The 24,148-nt window shown below is 66.0% G+C and carries 21 protein-coding genes and 1 pseudogene; 7 read left to right on the top strand and 15 right to left on the bottom strand.

Annotation, left to right across the window (positions count from 1 at the left end):
* From nagB to TACI_RS01185, 4 genes are all read right to left on the bottom strand, one after another.
* Nucleotides 1-753: a glucosamine-6-phosphate deaminase gene (gene nagB / locus TACI_RS01170; protein WP_012868991.1), complete on the bottom strand. Its 753-nt coding sequence runs from the start codon at nucleotides 751-753 to the stop codon at nucleotides 1-3.
* Nucleotides 750-1,877 (bottom strand): N-acetylglucosamine-6-phosphate deacetylase, encoded by a 1,128-nt coding sequence (gene nagA, locus TACI_RS01175; RefSeq protein ID WP_012868992.1) that lies wholly within the window; start codon nucleotides 1,875-1,877, stop codon nucleotides 750-752. The genes nagB and nagA overlap by 4 nt, the downstream gene beginning before the upstream one ends.
* 10 nt (nucleotides 1,878-1,887) lie before the next feature.
* Nucleotides 1,888-3,153, bottom strand: a complete 1,266-nt coding sequence (locus TACI_RS01180) for a PTS transporter subunit EIIC (RefSeq protein ID WP_207280514.1) — start codon at nucleotides 3,151-3,153, stop codon at nucleotides 1,888-1,890.
* 184 nt (nucleotides 3,154-3,337) lie between these two features.
* Nucleotides 3,338-4,066, bottom strand: coding sequence for a GntR family transcriptional regulator (locus TACI_RS01185; protein WP_012868993.1), 729 nt, complete (start codon nucleotides 4,064-4,066; stop codon nucleotides 3,338-3,340).
* Between the two features lie 116 nt (nucleotides 4,067-4,182).
* On the opposite strand from TACI_RS01185, the gene TACI_RS01190 reads away from it, so the two are divergent.
* Nucleotides 4,183-5,289: a hypothetical protein gene (locus tag TACI_RS01190; RefSeq protein ID WP_423218561.1), complete on the top strand. Its 1,107-nt coding sequence runs from the start codon at nucleotides 4,183-4,185 to the stop codon at nucleotides 5,287-5,289.
* On the opposite strand, the gene TACI_RS01195 is transcribed toward TACI_RS01190, so the two are convergent.
* Nucleotides 5,286-6,428: a sodium ion-translocating decarboxylase subunit beta gene (locus tag TACI_RS01195; RefSeq protein ID WP_164925088.1), complete on the bottom strand. Its 1,143-nt coding sequence runs from the start codon at nucleotides 6,426-6,428 to the stop codon at nucleotides 5,286-5,288. The genes TACI_RS01190 and TACI_RS01195 overlap by 4 nt on opposite strands.
* A 160-nt stretch (nucleotides 6,429-6,588) precedes the next feature.
* Here TACI_RS01195 and TACI_RS01200 point away from each other — a divergent pair, with 160 nt between their 5' ends.
* The 5 genes from TACI_RS01200 (at nucleotide 6,589) to bioA (ending at nucleotide 11,679) form a co-directional block, all read left to right on the top strand.
* Nucleotides 6,589-8,043, top strand: a complete 1,455-nt coding sequence (locus tag TACI_RS01200) for a glycosyl hydrolase family 18 protein (RefSeq protein WP_012868996.1) — start codon at nucleotides 6,589-6,591, stop codon at nucleotides 8,041-8,043.
* A 77-nt stretch (nucleotides 8,044-8,120) separates the two neighbouring features.
* Entirely contained in the window at nucleotides 8,121-8,693 is a 573-nt protein-coding gene (locus TACI_RS01205; protein ID WP_012868997.1) for a biotin transporter BioY, read from the top strand.
* A gap of 4 nt (nucleotides 8,694-8,697) precedes the next feature.
* The gene (gene bioB, locus TACI_RS01210) at nucleotides 8,698-9,657 is read left to right on the top strand and encodes a biotin synthase BioB (protein WP_012868998.1); all 960 of its coding nucleotides are present in this window, start codon (nucleotides 8,698-8,700) and stop codon (nucleotides 9,655-9,657) included.
* On the top strand, nucleotides 9,654-10,346 hold the full coding sequence (bioD, locus tag TACI_RS01215; protein ID WP_012868999.1) for a dethiobiotin synthase: 693 nt from the start codon (nucleotides 9,654-9,656) through the stop codon (nucleotides 10,344-10,346). Before bioB ends, bioD begins: the two co-directional genes overlap by 4 nt.
* On the top strand, nucleotides 10,339-11,679 hold the full coding sequence (bioA, locus tag TACI_RS01220) for an adenosylmethionine--8-amino-7-oxononanoate transaminase (protein ID WP_164925292.1): 1,341 nt from the start codon (nucleotides 10,339-10,341) through the stop codon (nucleotides 11,677-11,679). Before bioD ends, bioA begins: the two co-directional genes overlap by 8 nt.
* Nucleotides 11,680-12,176: 497 nt before the next feature.
* Here bioA and TACI_RS09525 read toward each other — a convergent pair whose 3' ends face one another.
* From TACI_RS09525 to TACI_RS01260, 8 genes are all read right to left on the bottom strand, one after another.
* Entirely contained in the window at nucleotides 12,177-13,763 is a 1,587-nt protein-coding gene (locus TACI_RS09525; RefSeq protein ID WP_012869001.1) for a methyl-accepting chemotaxis protein, read from the bottom strand.
* Nucleotides 13,764-13,914: 151 nt separating this feature from the next.
* On the bottom strand, nucleotides 13,915-14,136 hold the full coding sequence (locus TACI_RS01230; RefSeq protein WP_012869002.1) for a sulfurtransferase TusA family protein: 222 nt from the start codon (nucleotides 14,134-14,136) through the stop codon (nucleotides 13,915-13,917).
* A gap of 16 nt (nucleotides 14,137-14,152) precedes the next feature.
* Complete coding sequence (yedE, locus tag TACI_RS01235) at nucleotides 14,153-15,256, bottom strand: YedE family putative selenium transporter (RefSeq protein ID WP_012869003.1); 1,104 nt, start codon at nucleotides 15,254-15,256, stop codon at nucleotides 14,153-14,155.
* Between the two features lie 43 nt (nucleotides 15,257-15,299).
* Nucleotides 15,300-16,463 (bottom strand): aminotransferase class V-fold PLP-dependent enzyme, encoded by a 1,164-nt coding sequence (locus TACI_RS01240; RefSeq protein WP_012869004.1) that lies wholly within the window; start codon nucleotides 16,461-16,463, stop codon nucleotides 15,300-15,302.
* Complete coding sequence (gene yedF / locus TACI_RS01245) at nucleotides 16,463-17,062, bottom strand: sulfurtransferase-like selenium metabolism protein YedF (protein ID WP_242601164.1); 600 nt, start codon at nucleotides 17,060-17,062, stop codon at nucleotides 16,463-16,465. Before yedF ends, TACI_RS01240 begins: the two co-directional genes overlap by 1 nt.
* A 29-nt stretch (nucleotides 17,063-17,091) precedes the next feature.
* Nucleotides 17,092-17,313, bottom strand: coding sequence for a putative Se/S carrier protein (locus tag TACI_RS01250; protein WP_012869006.1), 222 nt, complete (start codon nucleotides 17,311-17,313; stop codon nucleotides 17,092-17,094).
* A 2-nt stretch (nucleotides 17,314-17,315) separates the two neighbouring features.
* Complete coding sequence (locus tag TACI_RS01255; protein ID WP_012869007.1) at nucleotides 17,316-18,050, bottom strand: acyl-CoA dehydratase activase; 735 nt, start codon at nucleotides 18,048-18,050, stop codon at nucleotides 17,316-17,318.
* A 20-nt stretch (nucleotides 18,051-18,070) separates the two neighbouring features.
* Nucleotides 18,071-19,342: a double-cubane-cluster-containing anaerobic reductase gene (locus TACI_RS01260; protein WP_012869008.1), complete on the bottom strand. Its 1,272-nt coding sequence runs from the start codon at nucleotides 19,340-19,342 to the stop codon at nucleotides 18,071-18,073.
* 354 nt (nucleotides 19,343-19,696) lie between these two features.
* Here TACI_RS01260 and TACI_RS01265 point away from each other — a divergent pair, with 354 nt between their 5' ends.
* A complete protein-coding gene (locus TACI_RS01265; RefSeq protein ID WP_012869009.1) occupies nucleotides 19,697-21,043 on the top strand; it encodes an MATE family efflux transporter in 1,347 nt (448 codons plus the stop codon).
* Between the two features lie 36 nt (nucleotides 21,044-21,079).
* Here TACI_RS01265 and TACI_RS09200 read toward each other — a convergent pair.
* Both TACI_RS09200 and TACI_RS01280 read right to left on the bottom strand, forming a co-directional pair.
* Nucleotides 21,080-23,079: pseudogene (locus TACI_RS09200) on the bottom strand (putative bifunctional diguanylate cyclase/phosphodiesterase).
* Nucleotides 23,080-23,300: 221 nt separating this feature from the next.
* Nucleotides 23,301-24,134 (bottom strand): aminotransferase class IV, encoded by an 834-nt coding sequence (locus tag TACI_RS01280; protein ID WP_012869010.1) that lies wholly within the window; start codon nucleotides 24,132-24,134, stop codon nucleotides 23,301-23,303.
* Nucleotides 24,135-24,148 lie beyond the last annotated feature (14 nt).

Raw genomic sequence — 24,148 nt, forward strand, 5'->3', positions numbered from 1 at the left:
TCACACCTCCGCCCTCTGGATCGCGTCCCCGATGAGGGATGCGGCGTCCCGGTCGACGATTATGGTCACGTTGGGGTGAAGTTGCAGGACCGAGGCGGGCAGGGAGGGGGTCACCTCCCCCATTACCGCCCCCCGTACCGCCCGGGCCTTCTCGGGCCCCGACGCCAGGAGCATGATCCGCCGGGCCATCATTATGGTCCGGATCCCCATGCTTATGGCGTGTCTGGGGACCTGGTCCGGGCCATCAAAGAACCGGCTGTTGGCCTGGATGGTGCTCTCCGCCAGCTTCACCACCGAGGTGCGGCGCTCGAACTTCACGTCCGGCTCGTTGAAGCCTATGTGGCCGTCCACCCCAAGCCCAAGGATCTGGAGGTCTATGCCCCCCGCCCGGCGGATCTCCTCCTCGTAGCGGAGGCACTCCCCCTCCAGGTCCTCCGCATCCCCCCGGGGGATGTGGCACCTCTCGGGGCGCAGGTTCACGTGGTCGAACAGGTTCTCCCTCATGTAGCGGTGGTAGCTGCAGGGGTGGTTTGGCCCCAGCCCCACGTACTCGTCCAGGTTGAAGGTGGTGACCCGGGAGAAGTCCAGGTCCCCGTGCCGGTAGAACTCCACCAGGTTGCGGTACAGCCCCACCGGGGTGCTCCCGGTGGCGAGTCCCAGCACGCAGTTGGGCTGAAGGATCACCCGGCTGGACACCACTATGGCGGCCATCCGGCTCATCTGCTCGTAGTCCCTGGCTACAACTATCCTCATGAACTGAAGACCTCCCTGCCTTCCACGTAGGTTCTGACCGGTCGATCCCGGTCCCAAAGCACCATGTCCGCCCGCCGGAGGGGCTCTATGGCCCCCATGGAGCGGTCCTGCAGTAGCTCCGACGGGTTCCTTGAGGCCATCAGGATGCACCTCTCCAGCGGGAGCCCCGTGAAGTCCCGCAGGTTCCTCACCGCGTCCTCCAGGGTGATCACGCTGCCCGCGATGGCCCCGTTGTCCAGCCGGGCCACCCGTTGGGACACGGTGACCCTTTGTCCCCCCAGGGAGAAGACCCCCTCTCCCAGGTCCGCGGCCCTCATGGAGTCCGACACGGGCACCAGCCGGTCCTCCCCCAGGGCCTTCAAGGCCAGCCTCACCGCTGCGGGGTGGCAGTGGATCCCGTCCAGGATGATCTCGCAGTGGACCCGATGGTCCAGGGCGGCGCCAACCAGCCCGGGCTCCCGGTGCTGGAAGGGGGACATGGCGTTGAACAGGTGGGTGACCGACCGGACCCCGAGGCCGAAGGCCTCGGAGGCCTCCCGGTATGAGGCGTTGGAGTGTCCCGCCGAGGGGATCATCCCGAGCCTCAGCATGTGGTTGAGCCCCCGGTGGTCCGGGTCCCTCTCGGGGGCGAAGGTCACCACCTTGATCACGGGCCTGAACTCCTCCAGCAGGTCCGGATCCGGGGCGGCGATGAACTTGGGGTCCTGGGCGCCGGGCCTCTCGGGGCTTATGAAGGGCCCCTCCAGGTGGGCCCCCAGTATCCTGGCCCCCGGCTGGGGGGATTCCATTGCCCGGCCCACGTTGGCCAGGATGAGGCGGATCTGCTCCCGGGGGAGCGTCATGGTGGCGGGCAGGAAGGAGGTGATGCCGTGCCTTGCGAGGGCCTCCGACATGGCCATCAGGGCCTCCGGGGTGCCGTCACAACCGTCGAAGCCCGCTATGCCGTGGATGTGCAGGTCCACCATCCCGGGGGTGAGCAGGAGGCCGTCCCCCGGGATGGTCTCCGCCCCGGGGACATCCGGGGATCCGGGGATCACCTGGCGGATCACCCGGTCGAATACCACCGTGGCCTCCATTGTGTCTCCGGTGGAGGTCAGGACCCGGACTCCTCGCAAGGCCTTCATGGCTATCCTCCTAGCCCTTGAGGCGCCTCTTGATGGCGCCGGCTATCAGGTCCGCCTTGGTGCCCACCACTATCTGCATGTCCCGGTCGTTGGGCCTTATGATCCCCGTGGCTCCCAGGCGGCGGATCTCCTCCTCCAGGACCAGCTTGCCGTCCTTGACGGTGAGGCGTAGCCGGGTTATGCAGGAGTCAAGGGTGGCGATGTTGGCCGCCCCGCCGAGGCTGTCGATGTAGAGCTTGGCCAGCTGGTCTATCTCCTCCGGGGTGGAGGCGGAGGCGGTCCTGCCCGAGGCGGCCTCCTCCCGGCCGGGGGTCTTGAGGTCCATGGCCTTGATCATGAAGACGAAGAGGAAGTAGTAGACCGCGCCGAAGGCCAGCCCTATGGGTATCAGCATGAAGGGCTTGGTGGCCAGGCCGTAGTTGAGGAAGTAGTCTATGGCGCCGGCGGAGAATCCGAAGCCGTGGTGGATGCCCAGGGCCTCGCAGATGGCCAGGGATACGCCAGTGAGGATGGAGTGGGCCACGTAGAGGGCCGGGGCCAGGAACATGAAGGCGAACTCGATGGGCTCCGTGATGCCCGTGAGGAAGGAGGTGAGTGCCACGCTGAGGAGGATGCCGCTCACCGCCTTGCGGTTCTCGGACCTGGCGGTGGTGTACATGGCCAGCGCCGCGGCGGGGAGGGCGAACATCATTATGGGGTAGAAGCCGGTCATGAAGGTGCCCGCGGTGGGGTCTCCGGCGAAGAACCTGGAGAGGTCACCGGTCACCACCTTGCCCGCCTTGTCGGTGAAGGAGCCGAACACGAACCAGACCATGCTGTTTATCACGTGGTGCAGTCCGAAGGGCAGGAGGAGCCTGTTGAGGGCCCCGAAGGCGAAGGCGCCAATGAGGCCCGCTCCCACGATCCAGTTGCCTACCCCGTGGATGGCCTGCTGGATGGGGGGCCAGATGAACCCGAAGATGAGGGCCAGCACGATGCTGACCCCGGCGGAGGCGATGGGGACGAAGCGCTTGCCGCCGAAGAAGCCCAGGAAGTCCGGTAGCTTGATGTGGTGGAACCGGTTGTAGAGCTGGCCCGCCACTATGCCGGAGAGGATCCCCGCCAGGACCCCCATGTTGATGTCCTTGTTGATGGTCACCATGGCCTTGGTGAGGGTCAGGTAGCCCACCGCCCCCGCCAGGGCGGCGGCGCCGGCCCCGTCGAAGGCGAAGCCCACCGCCACCCCTATGGCGAACACCAGGGGCAGGTTGTCGAATATGGCTCCGCCGGCCTGCATGATCCTGCATGATGAAGGGTATGTCCAGCACGTCCGAGGCACCGAGTCGCAGCAACAGCGCCGCGGCGGGCAGCACCGCCACGGGGAGCATCAGCGCCTTGCCCAGCTTCTGAAGACCTCCAAACATCTCTCTCTACCTCCTTGATCTGGCATGTCTAGCTCGAAGGGGTCTCCCCCTAGGGCCCTATATGGAGAAGGTGATCTCGTAGAGGAACCTCTTGCCCCGGTATATGCACTTGGAGAACTCCAGCGGAAGGCCCGTCTCGTCCAGGGCCACCCGCCGGAAGAGGAGCACCGGGCACCGGGGGGGCACCTCCAACATCCTGGCCTCGTAGTCGCTGGCCAGCACCGGCTCGATGGTCTGCCGGGCCAGCACCGGCGGCCGACGCAGGTGCTCCCGGAAGAGCCGGTAGAGGGAGTCCCCCTCCAGTAGCTCCCGGGAGAGGTCCGGGAACCGCTCCTTGGGGATCCAGGCGTGCTCCAGGGAGAAGGGTTCCTCCTCCACCAGTCGGAGCCGCAGCACGCTCAGTACCGGGGAGCCCTTCTGGATCATGAGCCTCTCGGGCAGGCTCCCGTCCGCCGCCTCCTCCTCGAAGGAGATGATCACCGTCCTGGAGGACAGCCCCGCCTCCCGGATGTTGTCCGTGAAGCCCCCCAGCCGGGAGGAGCTGCACGGGGGCTTGGGCTGGGCCACGAAGGTGCCTATGCCCCGCTGTCTCACCAGGACCCCCTCGTTTACCAGGGCGGAGACCGCCTTGGCGGCGGTCATGCGGCTTATCTGGTAGATCTCGCACAGCTCCCTCTCGGAGGGGATGGGATCTCCGGGCTTCAGCTCCCCCTGCTCGATCTTCCGGAGGAGCCGCTCCTTCAGCTGGTAGTAGAGGGGCACCGGGCTCTCCTTGTGAAGGGTCAAGGCCACACCTCCAATGTCATCATGTTGTCATGTGGACTATACCACCTCCGGGGGTCCCCTTCAAGGGGCCCTCAACGCCCCGGGGGGTGGTATGATGGGCTGGCTTGTCGGAGGTGATGGATGTGAAGCTTCTCTGTCGTTGCGTGCTCCTCCTGGCCCTGGTGGCCCTCACGTGTCCATCCCGGGCCCTGGCCCAGGGGGAGTCGTTCCTGGTGCGGATCCCACTGGAGGTGGGACGTCAGGCTCGGGTTGAGGTGGAGGGGATATCCATGCAGGTGGGGCGGGTGGAGTCGGTGCCCTCCAGGCCCCAAATGAACGCCTTCGGGGCCTCCAAGTGGGGGCAACCCGGCACGGTGGTGGCCACGGCGGTGAACGCGGTGCATCTGCTGTTGGGCAAGAGGGAAGGCCGGGGAGTGATCGTTAGCCTGTTGCCGTCCTACACCGTGGCCCCTGCTTCCCGTCCGTTCAGCGCGGTGGTGGTGGACGGGGTGGGTGGTAGCGGCCTCTTCGGCGCCTACGCACCGCCGGTGGGCACCCGGGTCTGGGCGGTCCTCCGGGACGGGAGCCACGTGCCCTTGAGCGAGGAGGTCCTGAAGGACGCGGTGGAGATCCGCTATCGGGTGTCGCCCCCCGAGGGGGCCCCGCTCTGGGTGGAGATCGAGAACCGGCTGGGGGGCAAGGTCCGGGGGGTCTACCAGTCGGGTGTCAAGTTGATAGGGGAGGTGGTTCACCCGGTGGGGGGCATAGGGGTCTTCGAGGGTAGCCACTACCAGGGGGTTGGTAGGATAAGGGCCAACCATCCGGGGGTGGTGTGCGTCTCCACCTCGCCGCCGGGGATGATGGGGGGCTTCCAGGTCGTCCCGGAGGAGCATGCCCTGTCGGCGGAGATGAGATCTGCCTGGTACGAGCCCCAGTGGTTGATCATAAGGGGCCAGGGACCCCTGGCAGGTAGGCCTCCCCTCTTCTCAGGCTTCCTGGTGCCGGGCCCCTCCGAGAGGGACCTTAAGGGAAGGTACCTGACCCCCCTTCTGATCCCTTCGGTTAAGGTGCGGATCGATGGGGGGGATTGGGTGGATATGCCTCCGGCGTGCACCCCGGAGGAGGGGGCCATCCTGCGGCGGGTAACCCACCTGAGGATCCTGTACCCCATGGAGGAGGCGGAGCCCCAGTGGGTACCCGATCAGGGGGAGCAGGAGGCCCCGGGGGACTCGGTGTCCCCCTAGCTCAGCAGGGCCAGCAGGAGCCCCCCCGCCAGGACGGAGCCTATCTGGCCCGACACGTTGGCCCCCACGGCGTGCATCAGGAGGAAGTTCCCTGGGTCTGCCTCCTGGCCCAGCTTCTGGATGGTCCGGGCGGACATGGGGAAGGCGGAGATCCCCGCGGCGCCCACCATGGGGTTCACCTTCAGGTGCTTGGGGAGGAACAGGTTTAGCCCCTTGGCCATCAGGATACCGCAGGCGGTGTCGAGCACGAAGGCCACAAGCCCCATGGAGATTATGAGCAACGTGGATGGATTCACGAACCGCTCCCCCGTCATGGTGGCCGCTATGGTGAAGCCCAGCAGGATGGTCACTATGTTGGCCAGCTCGTTCTGGGCCGCCTGGGATAGCCGTTCGGTGACGCCGCTTACCCTGAGCAGGTTGCCGAACATGAGGAATCCTATGAGGGCTGCGGATGGGGGGGCCACTATGGAGGCCGCCACGGTTATGACTATGGGGAAGGCGATCAGCTTGAATCGGGAAACGTCCCTTTGGACGTAGGTCATCCTCATGGCCCGCTCGGATCGGGTGGTGAGGAGCTTGATCACCGGAGGCTGTATTAGGGGTACCAGGGCCATGTAGGTGTAGGCCGCCACCGATATGGGGCCCAAAAGGTGCGGGGCGAACCGGTTGGAGACGTATATGGAGGTGGGCCCGTCGGCGGCACCTATTATGCCGATGGAGGCCGCCTCGTTGATGTCGAAGCCCATGAGTAGCGCCAGCCCCATGGTGAGGAAAATGCCCCCCTGGGCCGCCAGGCCGAAGACGAACATCCTGGGGTTGGAGATGAGGGGTGAGAAGTCGCACATGGCCCCAACTGCGATGAAAATGAGCAGCGGGAACAGCTCCGTGGCGATACCCAGGTTGAAGAGCAGCGAAAGCGCCCCCTCGGAGAGCTTGCCGTCCACCAGCTGGTCCAGGGCGGAGCTGAAGGGGATGTTCACCAGGATGGTGCCGAACCCCATGGACAACAGCAGGTTGGGCTCAAAGTCCTTGACCACCGCCAGGTATATGAGCCCCAGCCCCACCAGGATCATGACCAGCTCCTTGTAGGTGAAGGCCGATAGGGTCTTCCCGAAGTACAGCAGAAGTTGGTGAGCCATATCCAATTTTGAACCTCCCTTTCTGGTTTTCGAACCCCAATTTTGCACCCCCGGGGCGGAGTTGTAAACCCGCATAGGCTAGGCATTTTCGCCGTTGCGGCCCCGGGGCCCTTGGAAGATAATATGCCCACCTTAGAACCCTTTGGGAGGTTTTGCGAACATGATCCGAGCCCTTTTCATGGCCCTGGCAGGCCTGGTGCTACCCCTTATCCTGGTCCCCGGGGCGGTGGGCTCCGAGGGGGTCCCCGCGGAGCAGAGGGCCGTCGAAGTGCCCCTCTACGTGTCCACCCTGGGGGATAGGCCGGTGAGGTTCGGCTCCGCCATCCAGGACGGGGAGAGGCTCCTCTTCCCGTTGAGCGTCCTGCGCCGCACCGGGGCCAACGTGGCCTTCAACCAGGAGTCGAAGCTGGTGGTCATGGAGGTCCAACGGAGCCCGCTAATCGATTTCCCGGTGCCGGCGGAGGGCATGAGGCTCACCGCCCCGGGCCGGTCGGTGAACGGCGACGTTTACATGGACGTGGCGGGCTTCGAGCCCGTTCTTGGCATCGCCTTCCAGCCCCTGGATGACGGGGTGGTGCTCATGAGGGCCTCATCCAGGGGGGAGCTGCCCCTCAGGTCCCCCCTGGGGAACCAGATCCAGCACCCCTTCTCCCTGGTCTGGGACCCCCTCTACAGGACCGATCCCCACCAGGACCCCTCTTTCCCCCCCGTGTCGGTGGTCTCCCCATCCTGGTTCAGGATCCGCCCCGACGGGGAGGTGGAGTTCAAGGGCCGGGCCTCCTACGTGGAGGGGGCCCACCGGCTGGGGGCCCAGGTGTGGCCCCTGGTGAACAACGGCTTCGATCCCTCCGCCACCAAGACGTTCCTCAACGACCCTGCGGCGGTGAACCGGGCGGTGGCACGACTGGCCGCCTATGCGATGCTCTTCGGGGTCGATGGCTTCAACCTGGACTTCGAGAACATGGATCCCGCAGACCGGGACGCCTACAGCGCCTTCGTCCAGGCGGTGGCGGAGCGGATGCGCCCCCTGGGGCGCAAGACCTCGGTGGACGTCACCGTGGAGTCCACCAGCGCCTTCTGGTCCCGGTGCTACGACCGGCGGGCCCTGGGGGAGGCGGCGGACTACGTGATGGTGATGACCTACGACGAGCACTGGGGCCGCAGCCCCGTGGCGGGCTCCGTGGCGTCCCTTCCCTGGGTCCAGCGGGGGGTGGAGGGGCTGCTTAGGAGCGTCCCGGCGGAGAAGCTCCTGCTGGGGCTCCCCTTCTACACCCGGGAGTGGGAGGAGACCCAGACCCAGTCGGGGGTCAAGGTGAGGTCCAAGGCCCTCTCCATGGCCGCCGCGGAGGCCCGGGTCCGGGATAACTCCGCATCCCTCACCTGGCTGGAGGAGGCGGGGCAGATGTACGCGGAGTACAGGAGCGGGGGCAAGCGCTACCGCATATGGCTGGAGGACGAGAGGTCCCTGGCCCTTAAGTCCTCCCTGGTGCCCCGGTACGGCCTGGCGGGGGTGGCCGCCTGGCGGCGGGGCTTCGAGCGCCCCGAGGTGTGGGCGGCGATCCACAACACCATCGGCGCCGCCGCCGCCAGATCGAGAGTGTCAACCGCACAGTAATATAGGTTGACATATTCCCCAAGGGGGGCTAAACTTGCCACATCCCGGGCTCAGCCCGTAAATGGGGGTGTGGCAAGTTGCATTCCATAAGCGCTTCTTCCTCTAGGACCAGGCATTGGGTTTTGGCGGGGCTCTTCGCCGCCCTGACCGCGGTTGGGGCCTTCATCCGGATCCCCATCCCTTACGTCCCCTTCACGCTCCAGTTCTTCTTCTGCGCCCTGTCGGGGATCCTGCTGGGCTCCCGGTGGGGCTTCGCCTCCCAGGTGATCTACGTCCTCATGGGGCTTTCTGGCCTTCCGGTCTTCACCGCCGGCGGCGGCCCCTCCTACGTCTTCCAGCCCACCTTCGGCTACCTGGTGGGCTTCTGCCTCGGGGGGTACCTGACGGGGCTCATCTGGGAGAGGGCCAAAGCAAGGAACTTCCTGTGGGCCTACCTGGCGGCCCTGGGGGGCCTTGCGGTGATCTACCTGGTGGGGGTCCCGTACCTGTGGATGATCGTGGACATGTACCTGGGCAAGGGGCGCGGAGTGGCCTGGGCGGTCAAGGTGGGTTTCCTGACCCCCATAGGCGGGGACCTGGTGCTGTGCGCCCTGATCGCCATGGTGGCCCTCCGGCTCGATAAGCTGGGTGTCCGGCTGGTGAGGGGGTAGGGTCGTGTCCCTGGCCATCTCCGCCGCCCGGTCGGTCCTGTGCGGCGGGTCCATCCATGTGGAGGATGCGCTGGAGCTGCTCTCCTGTCCCCTGGAGGAGCTGGAGGAGGGGGCCCGCATGATCCGGCGGGCCCTGGTGCCGGCCGGGGTGGAGCTCTGCTCCATATGCTCGGTACACACCGGGGGTTGCTCCGAGGACTGCGCCTTCTGCGCCCAGTCCACCCGGGCCCCTGGGGGGGCAGTGGTGGACCTGGACCTGGACTCGGTGATCTCCATGGCCCGCAGGGCCCGGTCCTTCGGGGTGGCCCGGTTCTCCCTGGTCTCCTCGGGGCTCAGGGCCCCCGGATGGGTGGTGGACCTGGCGGTCCAGGCGGCCCCCATCCTCCGGGACATGGGGCTCTCCCCCTGCGTGTCCCTGGGGATGTTGGACCGGCGGGATCTACTGCGGCTCCAGCTGGCCGGGGTGGAGCGGATCCACTGCAACCTGGAGGCCTCCCCCGCCTTCTTCCCCAAGGTCTGCTCCACCCACTGGTGGGGGCAGAAGATGGAGTTCATAAGCATGGCCCGGACCATGGGGTTCCAGGTCTGTTGCGGTGGCATCATCGGCATGGGGGAGGGCTGGGAGGACCGGCTAGCCCTGTCGGTCTGGAGCCGCCGGCTGGGGGCGCAATCCTTCCCGGTGAACGTTCTGGATCCCATAGGGGGGACCCCCCTGGAGGGGGCCGCCCCCCTTCCCCCCGAGGACTTCCTCCGGTTCGTCTGCGTCCTGCGCTACATCCATCCCACGGCGAGGATCCGGATCGCCGGTGGGCGTCGGCTCATCCGCCCCATGGACCGGCGCTCCCTGGAGGGGCCGGTGGACTCCCTCATGACCGGCGACTACCTGACAACCCGGGGGGTGTCCTTCCAGGAGGACCTGGAGATGATCTCCTCCCTTGGGCTGGCCCCGGTGATGGCTCGGTGAGCGGCGCCTTCTGGATCCTTGGCACCGGGACCGACGTGGGGAAGACCCACCTGTCCTGCCTGATCCTCCGGGCCGCCGGCGCCATGGGGCGGCGCTGGGGCTACTTCAAGCCCGTGGGCACCGGGGTCCGGCTGGTGGACCGGGTGCCCATGCCGGAGGACGGGGTGGCGGTCTCCCGGGTCACCGGCGCGGACCCAAGGGACCTGGTGGGCCTATGGTTCCGCTTCCCCGCCTCGCCCCACCTTTCCGCCTCCCTGGAGGGGGCCTCCATAGGGCCCAGGGAGGAGGCGCTGGTGAGGGACCGGCTGGACCTGGTTATCCGGTCCCACCCGGTGACCCTCATCGAGGGGGCCGGGGGGGCGGCGGTACCCCTGGGGGATGGGCTCATGCTGGCCCACTGGGTGGCCCGATGGGGTCATCCCGCCGCCCTTGTGGCCCCCGGGGGCCTTGGGACCTTGAGCTGTGTGGTGACCGGCCTGGAGTACCTACGGTCCCTGGGGGTGGACGTACGGTGCGTCGTCCTGAACCGTTTCGACCCGGAGGACCCGATCCACCGGGACAACGCCCGCTGGATCCGGGACAACTGTGGGGTCCCGGTGTTCACCGTGGCCCCGGAGGGGTCTCACGGGGACCTGGTGGGGGAGTGGATGGAGACCTTCATGGAGGTGATGGGGCTTGAGGATGAGTAGCCTGGTGGAGCGGGATCTAAGGGTCAACTGGCATCCCTGCACCCAGATGGCGGACCACCAAGATTTCCCCCCCCTGGTGGTCACCTCCGCCAGGGGGGTGTGGCTCCACCTGGAGAACGGGGGCCGTCTCCTGGACGGCATATCCTCCTGGTGGGTGAACCTCTTCGGCCACTGCCACCCACGGTTGTTGAGGGTCCTGGCGGATCAGGCCTCCCGGCTGGACCACTGCATGTTCGCCTCCCTCACCCACCCCTGGGCGGTGGAGCTCTCCGAGCGGCTCACCGCCCTGTCGGGCCTCCATCGGGTCTTCTACGCGGACAACGGGTCCTCCGCGGTGGAGCTGGCCATGAAGATGGCCTACCACTACCAGGTCAATCTTGGGCACCCGGAGCGGAAGTTGTTCGCCCACCTGTCGGGTAGCTACCACGGGGAGACCCTGGGGGCCTTGAGCGTGGGAGACCTGGGGCTATACGGGGAGCCCTACCGGGGTATAACCCGCCGCAATCTGAGGCTAGAGGGTCCCAACTGTGTCGACTGCTCCTACGGAGGTACGCGGAGCTTCTGCTCCCTTGAGTGTCTCAAGAGGGACGTGGCAACCCTCGAAGCGGCCGCACCGGAGGTCTGTGCGGTGATCGTGGAGCCCCTGGTCCAGGGGGCGGCGGGGATGAGGATGTACCCCGCCGGATACTTCCGGGGGCTCCGGGAGGCGGCGGGGCGCCTGGGGATCCTCTTCATCGACGACGAGATAGCCATGGGGTTCGGCCGGACCGGAAGGATCTTCGCCTACCAGCACGCGGGGGTGGTGCCGGACCTGGTGTGCCTATCCAAGGGCATAACCGGCGGGATGATGCCCTTCTCGGCGGTGCTGGCCACCGAAGGGATCTACCAGGCCTTCTACGGAGGGGGCCTGGAGCGGGCCTTCCTCCACAGCCACAGCTACTGCGGCAACCCCCTGGGGTGTGCCCTGGGGATAGAGGTGCTGAAGATGCTGGAGGATATGGAGGTAACGGCCCTGGTGGGACGACTCGGGGATCGCCTCGTGGACCTGATGGAGCGATACTTCAGGCCCTTTAGGTACACATGGGACATTAGGTCCTTGGGGCTGGTGGGGGCGGTTGAGTTGCGCCGTCCCGACGGATCTCTCCTGCCGCCTCAAATGAGGCTAGGGCGACAGATCGGGCTTGAGTGCATGAGGCGGGGGGTGCTCTTGAGGCCCCTGGGGGATGTCATCTACTTCCTCCCGCCGTACGTTATAGGGGAAGACGAGCTGGAACTAATGGTCAGGACCGCATGCCAGGCGGCGGAGAGGGTGCTCGAAGGGGCAGATCTTTAAAACGGGAAGGGGGGGCATAGCCCCCCTTCTAATCGCCCTCCCTCAGGGCCAAGTGGCCGTCACGGATACCCTCGCCTTCTGCTGGGGAAACTGCCCCTCCTTGAGGTTAGGATAGAACCGGTACGTGCCGCTGGGAAGCCTGAACCCTATGGCCTCTGCACCGGTGCTGAAGGAGGCGGATACGGGACCCTCGATCCAGAACCCATCCCCATCGCAGGTGACGTTGGTTATCGTGGCGGTGACCCCCGCGGGGACAATTAAGGGCGTTGACGTCAGCTCCGCGTTCCTCCCCGCGCGCCTCTAACCTGGGTGCCCGATCCGGTGCCACTTCCCGCCAGGGCGGACCCGGCCACCAACAGCACCAGCACCATCGCAAGTGCCAAACTGGTTCCCCTCATGGTTATCGTCCCCGATCCTGAATATTCAGATTGTTATACGAGAAGTCTCTGGACATGTAAAGCCCCCCTTCCGCGGATGGGGGGCGGTAAGCCAGGTTATCAGATGGCGCCGTTCAGCCTCTGGAGCAGATCCTGTCGGTCCCGGTGGACCAGCATGACCACGTTGACCGTCTCAAGCACGTCCCCCACGGGCTCGAAGAGCCCGTCGTAGATGGTGTCGTTCAGGTGCTTGGCCACCCGCTCCTCGCAGGCCACCAGGTCCACCCGGTTCCACATGTGTTCCGCGAAGCTCAGCGGGTCGTTATCTATCTCAACCACCCTTGCCCCCCGGGACTTGAGGATGGATATGAGGTTGCCGGTGCCCCCCCTCTGGACCCCAACGGACATCCCCTTCATGTCCCGGAGGGATCCCAGGTCCCTGGTCCTTCCGAGACCGTCCTTCCGGGAGGCGTAGATGCGGGTCTTGAAGGTCCCGTAGGGCCTGGTGGCCGCCACGGGGAAGCTGTCGAAGTAGGAGTTCGGCCAGCCGGCGTTCAGGATGACGTCTATCCGGCCCTCCACAAGCAGGGGGAAGACCTGGTCCCACGGGGCACCGATGAAGTCCCCATTTAGCCCCAGGGCGGAGGCGGCCTTCCGGGCCACCTCCACGCTTATCCCCTTGGAGGTCCCCTCGGACAGGTAGACCCAGGGGGCGTAGGAGTCGTCGTGGCCGAAGGTGATCCTCCCCGGGACGGAAGCGGCGGACCGGATCTTGAGGAACCGATCGAAGTTCCTCCTGGCCTCCTTGGCGTACCGCTCCAGGCCGGAGAAGAGGGACCTCCGCTTGGCCTCCTGGGCGGTGGACACCTCCACCGCCTCGCTTATCTTGTGTCCGATGGCGCAGGTCCTCTCCAGCACCGCCCCCTCGATCTCACCCTGTTCCTCCACCCGCCTGGATATGTCCTGCAACTTCGTGGAGGAGGCCCTGAGGTTCGCCATGGAGCCCTTGAGGGTCCTGGCCCCCTCCAGGATCTCCTGGACCGTGGCCTCCTTCAGCTCCCGGAAGGTCGCGATCCCCTCCTGGGTTTCCTGGGTCTTCTTGGACAGCATCTCCATCAGGGAGGCGATCCTCTTGGTTATCCCGGTGCTCTCCGCCGCCAGCTTCCGCACCTCGTCGGCCACCACAGCAAAGCCCTTGCCGTGCTCCCCCGCCCGGGCGGCCTCGATGGCGGCGTTGAGGGCCAGCAGGTTGGTCTGCTTGGCCACCCGCTCGATGCCGTTGAGCATCTCCGCCACGTCCTTGGCCACCGACGCCAGGGAGGCCACCAGCCCCTGAACGTCCTCGAAGGACCGGTTCATCTCGTCCAGGGACCTGGTGGCCCGCTCCATCATGTCCGTGCTCCTGTCCCCGTCCTGGACCGCCATCTCCAGGCTGCCCTTCATGGACTCCACGTCCCTTATGACCTCCGCCATCCGCCTGCGGCTGCTCTCCATCTCGTTGCAGGCCTTGTCCAGCGCCAGCCGCCCCTGGTCTAGCTCCCTCAGGAGCCCCGAGGAGTCAGCGCTAGCCAGCGCCACCGCCAGATGCTGCTCCCGGAGGAACGACCTCAGCAGCCCGTCCAGGTCCGACAGGGCCTCTATCATCTGATCGGCCGATGCGCCGCCCCCGTCGCCGGAGGGCAGGCCGAGCCCGGGTCTCTGATCCATCTCCACTCCCCCTCACCGTAGGGTAGTCCATGCAAATTCTCACACGGATCCACCCCAAGAGGTACCTCAACGGTTTACACCCCCGGTGGCACCGGTTGACCTAAATGAAAAGGGAGGGGGTCACCCCCCTCCCGCCAGATGACCTCTATCACTAGCGGCTGAAGGTCACCCTGAAGTCCCCCTCCGGGGTCTCCTCGAAGCTGACCTTGAGGCCCTTCGACGTGCCGAACCGGATCACGTTCTCCCTGGAGGTCACGGTGCTCACCAGCACCGTCAGGGGCAGGTCACCGGACTCCTCCAGGGCCCGCCGGGTCATGAGAACCGGCTGGGGGCACGACAGCCCCCGGGCGTCCACTATCCTGTCGGAAGACATGGGAAAACCCTCCTCCCTAGACGTTCTCGTTCCTGTTGAGGAAGCCCACCGCCACGCAGAAGGCCATACCCAGCGCCCAGGCCCCCATCACGTAGGGGGACGGCCCCTTTGGAGTGCTGGCCAGTGTGAAGTTGTGGGCGAAGGCGGCCCCTACCAGCATGCCCAGCACGAACACCGACGCATCCGAGTCCCCCTCGCCGGCCATTATCACCTGCCTGCCCGGGCAACCCCCCGCCAGGGTGAACGCCAGCCCCGACAGGACCATCCCAAGGAAGTTCCAAAGGTGGTTGGCGTGGGCCACCGGCTGTCCCTCCATTCCGAGCTTGAACTGCCCGAGCGCCAGGTTGGTGATCACCGCCGTCACCACCAGGGCACCTATGCCCCAGAAGAGGTGGGGGTCCTTCAGCATCATCAGGTCCCGGAAGGCCCCAACGGTGCAGAACCGGCTCCTCTGGGCCATCCAGCCGATAAGTAGCCCCGCTACCAGGGATATGGCCACCGAGGCGTGCATGGCCCCCGGCCCCTGGGCGGAGAAGAAGATGGGACCCGTAGGGTCCCCGTCGGGGGTGCGCCCCATGAGTGGAGACGCCACCAGCAGGGCCAGGAGCCCCAGCATGGCCACGGGCATCACGTAGCCCGTGGCCCGGGTGGCGGGCCTGGACCTGCCCAGGTTGAACCCGTTCCAGAGGAAGTATATGCCCAACGCTATGCCGGCGATCAGCCCCGCTATCCCCGCCACGGCGGTAAGGTCCCCCGCGGCGAGCCTCAGGTACGCCCGCCAGGGGCAGCCCAGGAATATCAGCGCCCCCACCATGGCGAAGAAGCCCAGGAAGAAACGGATGATGGGGGAGGAGCCCGCCCGGGGCCTCATCTCCCCGAATACCAACGAGGCCCCTAAGGCCCCCAACAGGATGCCCGGTATCTCGGGCCTCAGGTATTGAACCACCGCCGCCCGGTGCAGCCCGAGTCCCCCCGCTATGTCCCGGGTGAAGCAAGCCACGCAGATCCCCATGTTCCCCGGGTTCCCCAGGTGCACCAGGAGCGGTGCCAGGACCCCCACCGCCACGCCGGTTATCACCGGACCCAACCGGGACGTGAGCAAGCCGCCTGCCTTGTTCAAACCCATCGCCTCCTTCACAAGTATTCCATAATGAGGTCCCACCTCACATGTGGGATCTCAAGACCTCCTGGATGGCCCCCACCGCCATCCGGACCTCCTCCTCGGTGTTGAAGTACCCCACCGAGAGCCTAAGCGCCCCCTGGGGGAAGGTCCCCAGGGTCCTGTGGGCCAGGGGTGCACAGTGGAGCCCCGGCCGGGTCTCTATGCCCCGCTCGGATAGCTCCATGGCCAGGGTCCCGTTGTCCACCGACGGGTGGTTCAATGCCACCACCCCGAGGCCACGCCGGGAGTCCCTGGGCCCCAGGATCTGGACCCCCTTGATCTGGGAGAGCCCCTCCAGCAGGATCCCCTTGAGGGCCATCTCCCTCTCCCGGATCCCTTGGATCCCCACCTCCCGGATCCAGCCCAGCGCAGCCCGGAGTCCCACTATGCCCGGAAGGTTTGGGGTCCCCGCCTCGAACTTGTCGGGCATCACATTAGGCTGCACCTCCTCATGGGAGAAGCTACCGGTGCCCCCGTCCACCAGAGGGGAGCAGGCCTCCGCCATGTGGGGGTTCCAAACGATCCCCCCTACCCCCTGGGGCCCCATGAGCCCCTTGTGTCCGGTGAAGCACAGGGCCCCAAGGCCCAGATCCTCCACGCTGATGGGCTCCACCCCGGCGGTCTGGGCGGAATCCAGCACCAGCGGGACCCCACGCAGGCGGCAGGCTTCGGATATGGCCTCCAGGTCCTGCAGGGTGCCGCACACGTTGCTGCCGTGGCACAGCACCGCCAGATCCGCCCCCTGGAGGGCCTGGCCCAGGTCGCCAAGGGGCAGGAACCCCTCAGCATCGCACTGCACCACCCGCACAGTGACCCCCGAGGCCTCAAGGCGCCTCAAGGGGCGAATCACCGCGTTGTGCTCCATGGAGGAGGTTACCACCGTCATGCCAGGCCTCAGGTACCCCTTGAGCACCACGTTCAACGCCTCGGTGACGTTGGATGTGAAGGTAACGTACCTGGGATCCCCGTCGGGAGCGCCCAGGAGATCCGCCAGCTCCTCCCGGCAGGAGAGGACCTGGTCCATGGTCTCCAGGTCCCCCGGGGAGGCGGAGCCCCTGGCCAGGTTGGCCCCCCCATGGGTCATGAAGCGGTACATGGCCTCCGCCACCGCCGGCGGCTTGGGCCAGGTGGTGGCCGCGTTGTTGAGGTAAACCCGGCAGGACATCAGCCGATCACCACCGGCTTCGCCGCGGCGAACACCTCGGACGTGATCTCGAACATGTTGGATATGGAGCCCACGCACACCCGGTCGGTGACGCCGAAGTGCTTGGTGCAGGTGCCGCAGACCAGCACCCTGGTGCCCTGGGCCTCCATCTCCTTCAGCGTGTCGCTGGCGGAGGAGTCGGGCAGGGAGAGGAACACCCCGCCGTTCATGAGGGCCACCACCGACACGGTCCCCGCCTGCCTCATGGTGTCCAGGAAGGCCTTCATGAGCGCCTCCCCCAGCTCCGCCGACTCGCCCCCCAGGGTCCTGGACAGGATGAGGAGCCCCATGGGGGCCTTGGACGGCGCGTCGGACGGGCAGGAGCAGGGCGGGTGATCCTCGGGCACCTCCGCCGGGGGAGCGGACCTCTCGGCGGTCAGCAGGATCCCCTCCGGTCCCTCGGACCTGGTCACCTGGAACCCCTGCCCCTTGAGGAACCTGGTCACGTTCTCCCCGGAGACCGGATTGTCCACCAGCACCTCCAGCCGGGAGGCCCCGCGGTCCACCGCCTCCTTGGCCATCATCACCGGCTTGGGGCACGACTGACCCCGGGCATCCACCTTAACCAAAGGGATCACCTCCGTAGTTTTCAATTGGATTCCACCACCCGTACCCTCAGTTTGAGCTCCGAGGCGGCCTCCAGGGCCCGCTCCACCAGCTCCCCACTCATCTTCAGGGCTATGCCGCAGCTCTCGGTCAGGTGCCTGGGGGAGGGGCATATGTGGTGCTCCAGCCCCACCTCCCTGAGACGTCGGTGCAACATCATCCCCTCCGAGGCGCTCTCGAAGAGGCAGTAGACCCACCCGGCCATCCTTAATTACCCATGGCCGCCAGGGCGGCGCCGATGGCCCCCGCGTAGGCCCCGTTGGGGAGCGGGATCAGCCGCACCGACCGGGACGACAGGGCCTCCCCCGCGCCGGATACCTCCGACAGCCCCCCGGTGAAGGCGAAGTCCCCCTTGGACAGGCAGGACGCCAACGCCTCGAGCCGGCCCCTGAGGGACTCGAATATGCCCCTGGCCACCTCCCCCCTGGGGGTCCCCTTCGAGAGGAGGGAGATCACCTCGCTCTCGGCGAAGACGGCGCACATGGAGCTCACCGGTGCGGACCGCTGGGCCCTAATGGCCTCCTGGATCATATCCTGCACTCCTATCCCCAGCACCCGCCCCATGTTCTCCAGGAACCTGCCGGTGCCGGCGGCGCAACGGTCGTTGACCCGGAAGTCCAGCACCCTCCCGGATCGGTCCATCTCTATTGCCTTGCTGTCCTGGCCCCCCACGTCCAGCACCAGGGTGGTGTCCCCCTTAAGGTGCCTGGCCCCCAGGGCGTGGGCGGATATCTCGGACAGGACCCGACACGCGGGGAAGACCTCCCGGAGAAGGTGCCGGCCGTAGCCGGTCACCCCCGCGGAGGATGCGCGGGGCAGGAGCTTAGGAAGGCCTGTCAGGTCCGCCCCCTCGGAGGAGATCCTCCCCAGGTCCGCCACCCGGTGCCGGTCCATCAGGGCCCACTTTATGAACCGGCTGCCTGCGTCTATCCCAAGGATCACGGTGATGACTTTCCCCTGCCCTAGAGGCTCTCCAGGAAGGCCTCTATCCTGGTCCTCATCTGTCCCTCGTCCCCGGGGGCGTAGTCGGTCTCCAGCGCCAGGAAGGGGATCCCCTCCGCCTTCATCCGGCGCTGCAGAGACCCCTGTTCCACCTGGTAGGTGGAGCAGAAGCTCAGCGTAACGTCCACCACCCCGTCCACCTTGTACTCCCGGGCCAGGCGCACCACGTCGTCTGCCCGGCCGTCGTTGGGGGAGAAGCAGGCGCAGTTGATGTCCCGGATGTACCGGTCCGCCAGGGCGTCCAGGAGACCATCCAGGTCCCTGGGGGAGCGATCCACCGAGCCGGTGAAGTACCTGGTCCCGGTGCAGTTCTCTTCCACCACCACCACGGCCCCGGTGGTCTCGATCACGTGATGGACCTTCCAGTTGGGGACCACTATGGGGCTTCCGGTCAGCAGTATCCGCTTGGTTCCCTTGGGGAATACCCCAATACCCCCCTGCACCCTTTGGGCACACTCCTGGGCAAGCTGGGCGGTCATGGCGGTGAATCGGTCCGGATCGTCGTAGAAGGCTATCTGGGAGGCCACCAAGGCGTCGATCCCCGATATGGGGACCGGGTCCGCCTTGCGGGTCTCGTAGAGCTCCCGCAGGGCCTGCCTCTTGGCCTCCACCTTGTCTATGGCGGAGAGCAGGGAGTCGTAGGTGAGCTTCCGGCCCGAGATCCCCTCCAGGCGGGAGACCAGCCGCCGCACCTCCGCCCGCCAGAGGGCCAGCCCCTCGGGGGACTTCCGGTTCGGCAGGTCCATCACGTGGGTGGGCACCAGGCGCCCCATCTCCTCCCAGGCCTTCTTCTTGCCGTCGCAGGTGTTCTCCGCTATCACCAGGTCCACCGACTGGAAGTAGGGACAGGTCTTGGAGAGCTTGGCCCCCAGGGCGGCCTTGATCAGCGGACACAGGTTCCGGGGAAGCACCTTCTCACCCTCCGGGACCCAGAACTGGGATCCCGCGCAGAGCCCCACCATGACGCCCCCGAGGGCCATCACCAGCTCCTCCGGCACGTAGACGCAGAAGGACCCGGCCACGAAGCCCCCGTTGCGCTTGTGGTCCACCAGCTCCTTGATCCTTAGCCCGTGAACCTCCGCTATCACCATGTTGAAGTAGTCCATGCCCGATGGCCTGTCCTTCTGGTGAAGGAAGGCCCCCTCGAAGAGGGGGGGAAGGGCCGCGCAGAGCTGGTCGTGAAGCTCCAGATCCAGGCCCAGTTGGCTCCACATCTCCCGGTAGTCCGCCATTGGTACACTCTCCTCCTTCCGGATCAAAGAGGGCTATAGCCTCTCTATGGACCGGAGGACGGCGGCTCGATTTGACAAGGTCCGTAAGATCTCACCCGTGGTGGACCAAGGACCTCAAGGGGAGGGTTCGACACCGCCGGCCTCCGGTAGACTCAAGGGGTGCGCGCATGACATGCGGCCTAACGATAGCTCACATAACGCGCATTCCAACCCCTCCTTCGCCGGCGATGTCCGGTACACCGTAGATTATAGCATCGGTTGGATCTTTCAGAATGGAAAATTATTTTCCTTTACGGCGCCCCAGTTGCTATAATTATATCATAATTTTAGGGTGGTCCAAGGGGGGTAATTCGATTGAGAGACGAGATCCTGGGCAGGGATCCGATACCGTCGCTGATAGTTCGCTTCTCGGGTCCCGCCATCGTGGCCCTGCTGGCCCACGCGCTCTACAACATAACTGACCGGGTGTTCGTCGGCAGGGCGGTGGGATCCTCCGGTTTAGCGGCCCTGTCGCTGGCATTTCCCTTCATGCTGGCCTTCATATCCTGGGGGCTGGTGTGCGGGGTTGGCACCTCCGCCCGGATGGCCATATCGCTGGGAGCCTCGGATCGGGAGGGGGCCAGGCGGTACCTGGGTAACGGGATCCTGATGGCCCTGGTGGGCTCGGTGGTGATGCTGGCCCTGGGCTTCTGGGGGATGGAGGGGCTCTTGAGGTCCCAGGGAGGATCGGGGGAGATACTGCCCATGGCGCAACGGTACCTACGGGTGATCCTTTTGGGTGCCCCCTTCTCGGTGCTGGGGATGACCTTCACCCCGGTGCTTCGTCCCATGGGCAGGCCCAACGCCGCCATGGGGATCCAGCTGGTGGGGGCCTTCCTCAACATAGCCCTGGACTGGTGGTGGGTAATGGTCCTCCACATGGGGGTTGAAGGGGCCGCTTGGGCCACCGTTGCGTCCCAGGCCGTTCAGGCCCTCCTGGGCGCCGCCCTGGTGCTAAACTCATCCCGAATCCGCCCTCGGCACATGGTCCCGGAGCCATCCCGGATGGGCCGAATCTTCTCCGTTGGGCTCCCATCGGGGCTCACCGAGATGGGATTCACCATCGTGATCGCCATCATGAACCGTCAGGTGAAGCTCTACGGGGGCGACGCGGGGCTCTCTGCGCTGGGGATATTCTTCGGCCTGGACGCCCTTTTCTTCCTTCCCGCCATAGGGGTTGGGGAGGGGGCCCAGCCCATCATAGGCTACAACTATGGAGCCGGGAACCTGCAACGGGTCAGAAGGGCAATCTGGACCGCGGTGGGCTACGCGGTGGGCTACTTCTGCTTGAGCCTGCTCTTGGTGCAGATCTTCGCCCCGGAGCTGGTCTCCCTGTTCGTGAAGGACGACCCAGTTCTGCTGGACATGGCTGCCTGGGGGCTAAGGGTATCCTATGCGGGGGCCCCCATGGCGGGCATGTCCATAACCGCCGCCTATTACTTCCAGGGCATAGGCAACTGGCGGGCGGGGCTAATCACCGCCATGTGCCGCATCGTGATCTTCGTAATGATCCCGCTGATGATACTTCCACCCATAATGGGCATAACCGGCGTATGGGCCTCCCTGCCCGTAGCGGATGTGGGGGGATGTATGCTAGGGTTTCTCATGGTGCGCCGGAGTCTTCGTTCCATTGGGGCTTGCGACCCCAGCGGGCCAGCGTAGGTCCCGCGGAAGGGGCGGGCCTACCTCCGCGGGAGGCTAAGCCTCCTGGTTGCCCCTGGGCGCCGCTGGGGGCAACAATATGCCCCGGGAGTTTACCATGGCCTCTATGTGCTCCAGGGGCCTTGGGGGACTGAAGAGGAAACCCTGGACGCAGTCAATTCCCATGTTGCTCATGGCGGAGCACTGCTCCTGGGTCTCCACCCCCTCAACCACCGTGTCCAGGCACAGCGCCTTGGCCATCCCCAGGATGGCGGATATGAGGGCTAGGTCCTTCTCGTTCCTTGGAACCCCGCTCACGAAGGCCTTGTCCACCTTGAGGCCGTCCAGGGTGAAGTCCCGAAGGTAGCTCAGGGACGAGTAGCCGGTTCCGAAGTCGTCGATGTAGACCCTTACGCCGGTCTTTCTCAAGTCGCAGAAGACCCGCTCCGCCCGGCGGCGTTCCTCCAGGAGGGCGTTCTCCGATATTTCAACTATGAGCATCGACGGGTCCAACCCAGACTTGTCAAGGGCCCGTCGGATCTTCTCCTCCGGATTGCCCAGCCTCAGCTCCGTGCCAGACAGGTTCACCGACACGGGAACCTGCCCTATGGGCCCCTGGGACCAGCGCTTGGCGTCCGTGCAGGCCCTGTTCAGCACCCACTCGCCATCTCAAGGATGAGCCCCGTGGCCTCCGCTATGGGGATGAACTTGGAGGGGGGGACGTAGGTCCCCTTGCCGGTGGGCCACCGGAGCAACGCCTCCATGGCCACCACCCGGCAGGACAGGGGGTTCACCAGCGGCTGATAGTAGAGCTCGAACTGCCCTTCCTTTATGGCCCGACGCATGCTGTTCTCCAGCACCATCCGCATGTTAAACTCCCGGCGGATCTGCCGATCGAACCGGACGCATCGGCCACCCCCCAGCTCCTTGGCCCGACGAAGGGCATGGAGGGCCTTGTCCAGCAGCTCGTCCCCCCGGGTCCCGTCCTGGGGGGCCACCGATATGCCCACGCTACACCCAACGGTTATGACCGGCTGGGTCTCCGTTATGGGGGCCTTGAAGACCTCCACCAGCTGATCCCCCGCCATGGTGGCCTCCGGATCGCCGCACCGGATCACCGCGCAGAAGGTGTTGCCGTCCAGCCGGAAGATGCCCTCCACGGGCCCTAACGCCTCCCTTATGCGCCTTAAGGCCAGCATCAGCACCCGGTCCCCGCCGTCGTGCCCCAGGAGGACGTTCACGTCTCGGAACCGGTCCAGGTCCACCAGGAGGATGGCCAGGGGAGGGGAGTCGGGGGTCAGCCCCTCCTCCTTGAGCATGTCCAGGAGCACCGGCCGGGTTGGCAGGGCGGTCACCGGGTCGTGGCTCGCCTCCCAGCCGTAGCTGGCCTCCCGCTTGGCGGTCTCCAGCGTCACGCAGTAGCTCCCCTTTGGGTGGTGAATCTCCCCGGTGGAGCGGACCCGGATCCTCATGGGCACCACCCCCCCGTCCAGGCGCCGGACGTTGGCCTCCCCCTCCCAGAGGCCCTTATCCTTCACTATGAAGGCTATGCTGGATGCGGTGGCGGGGCTCTGGAGGAACCTGGAGAACCGGCGTCCCAACACATCCCCCCTGGTGGCCTTTAGGCCCTCCAGCATGGCGGTGGTCACCGCCCGGACCCGCCCCGAGCCGTCCAGGACGGCGCACATCTGGTCCACCTCCTGGATCAACGCCCCCTCCCAGCTTGATAGGCGGGGCAGAACCGCCACCGAGGCCCCGTCCCCGAAGGGCTGTACGCACACCACCAGCCCCAGGTCCCCGGTGCTCACCTTGAGCACCGACGAGCGGCCCTTAAGGGCCCCCACGAAGGCCTCCCTAAGGCCCAGCTGGTCCCTCCGGCTCATGGACCTGAGGAGTGAGTCCACTCCTCCCACCCGGTCCAGAAGCTCCCGGGCGGAGTCCTCCAGCTGGACCACCTCACCCCCTCTGGATAGGACCGCCAATCGGACCTCCCAGTCCCTCCGGGTCACGGGGGTGAATGCGCTCTGGATGGTGGTGGGCCACTGGGTGGGTGACATGAGGACTCTCCTTTTTGCGTTTTGTCCGCCCCGGGGCGATCATCTCTGTCATCAGATATTTTACAGGCACCCGTCAAAGTTGAGTCGCCGAGGCACGGGTAGATGGTACCAAAAAATGTTTAACAAACCAAGACTCAATCTTCAATTTAATCGGGACCTGGGGTGGCCGATGGCCGATCCCCTGGTCCCGATCGTCTGGCCGTATTTGTTAATCTTGCCCGTCAGCCCAGCCACTTGTGAATGGAGGCCCGGTAGAGGCGGTGGAGGTGTTGGGTGACCGGTCCGGGCCTGCCGTTTCCAATGCGCCGGCCCCCTATCCGGGTCACCCCCAGGACCTCCTTTATGGAGCCGGTTATGAACGCCTCGTCCGCCCGGTCCAGCTCGGTCACCTTGGGGCAGCGCTCCTCCACCTTGAAGCCCGCCTCCCTGGCCAGGTGCAGCACGATGCCCCGGGTTATGCCCGGGAGCACCCGCCCCACCGGGGCGGTTACCAGCTTGCCGTCCACGCAGAGGAAGAAGTTGCTGGATGAGGCCTCGGTGATCTCCCCGTCGGGGCAGAAAAGGGACTCGAACACGTCCCCCCGGCCCGCAACGGGGATGTAGCCGAACATGTAGTTTATGCTCTTTATGAGGGGGAACGGACGCTCCATGTTCACCGGCTCCAGGGTTATCCCTGTCTGATAGAGCCCCGGGTCCGGCAACTCCAGGGGCTCGAAGAGCACGTAGAGCCTGGGGTTGGGGAAGCGCTTGTTAACCATCACGTCCCCGCCGGTGACGTAGGGCTTCATTATTATCTCCCCGCCCTGTAGCTCCGGCCTGCCTAGCCCCTCCCGGAAGACGGCGGGGATCTGGGAGATTATCTCCCTGGCCTCTATGCCCGCCTGCTCGGCGCTCCGAAGTAGCCGCTCCAGGTGGGGCCCCGGGGCGAAGGGGCGCCGATCGTAGGTCCTTATGGACTCGAAGACCCCTATGCCCCTCTGGATGGCGTAGTCCGACAGGGGGACGTAAGCCTTCTCCAAGGGAGTGAACTGCCCATCGTGATAGCAGAGCATCATACCAAACCCTTCTT

The organism is Thermanaerovibrio acidaminovorans DSM 6589 (genome assembly GCF_000024905.1).
GTDB lineage: Bacteria > Synergistota > Synergistia > Synergistales > Synergistaceae > Thermanaerovibrio > Thermanaerovibrio acidaminovorans.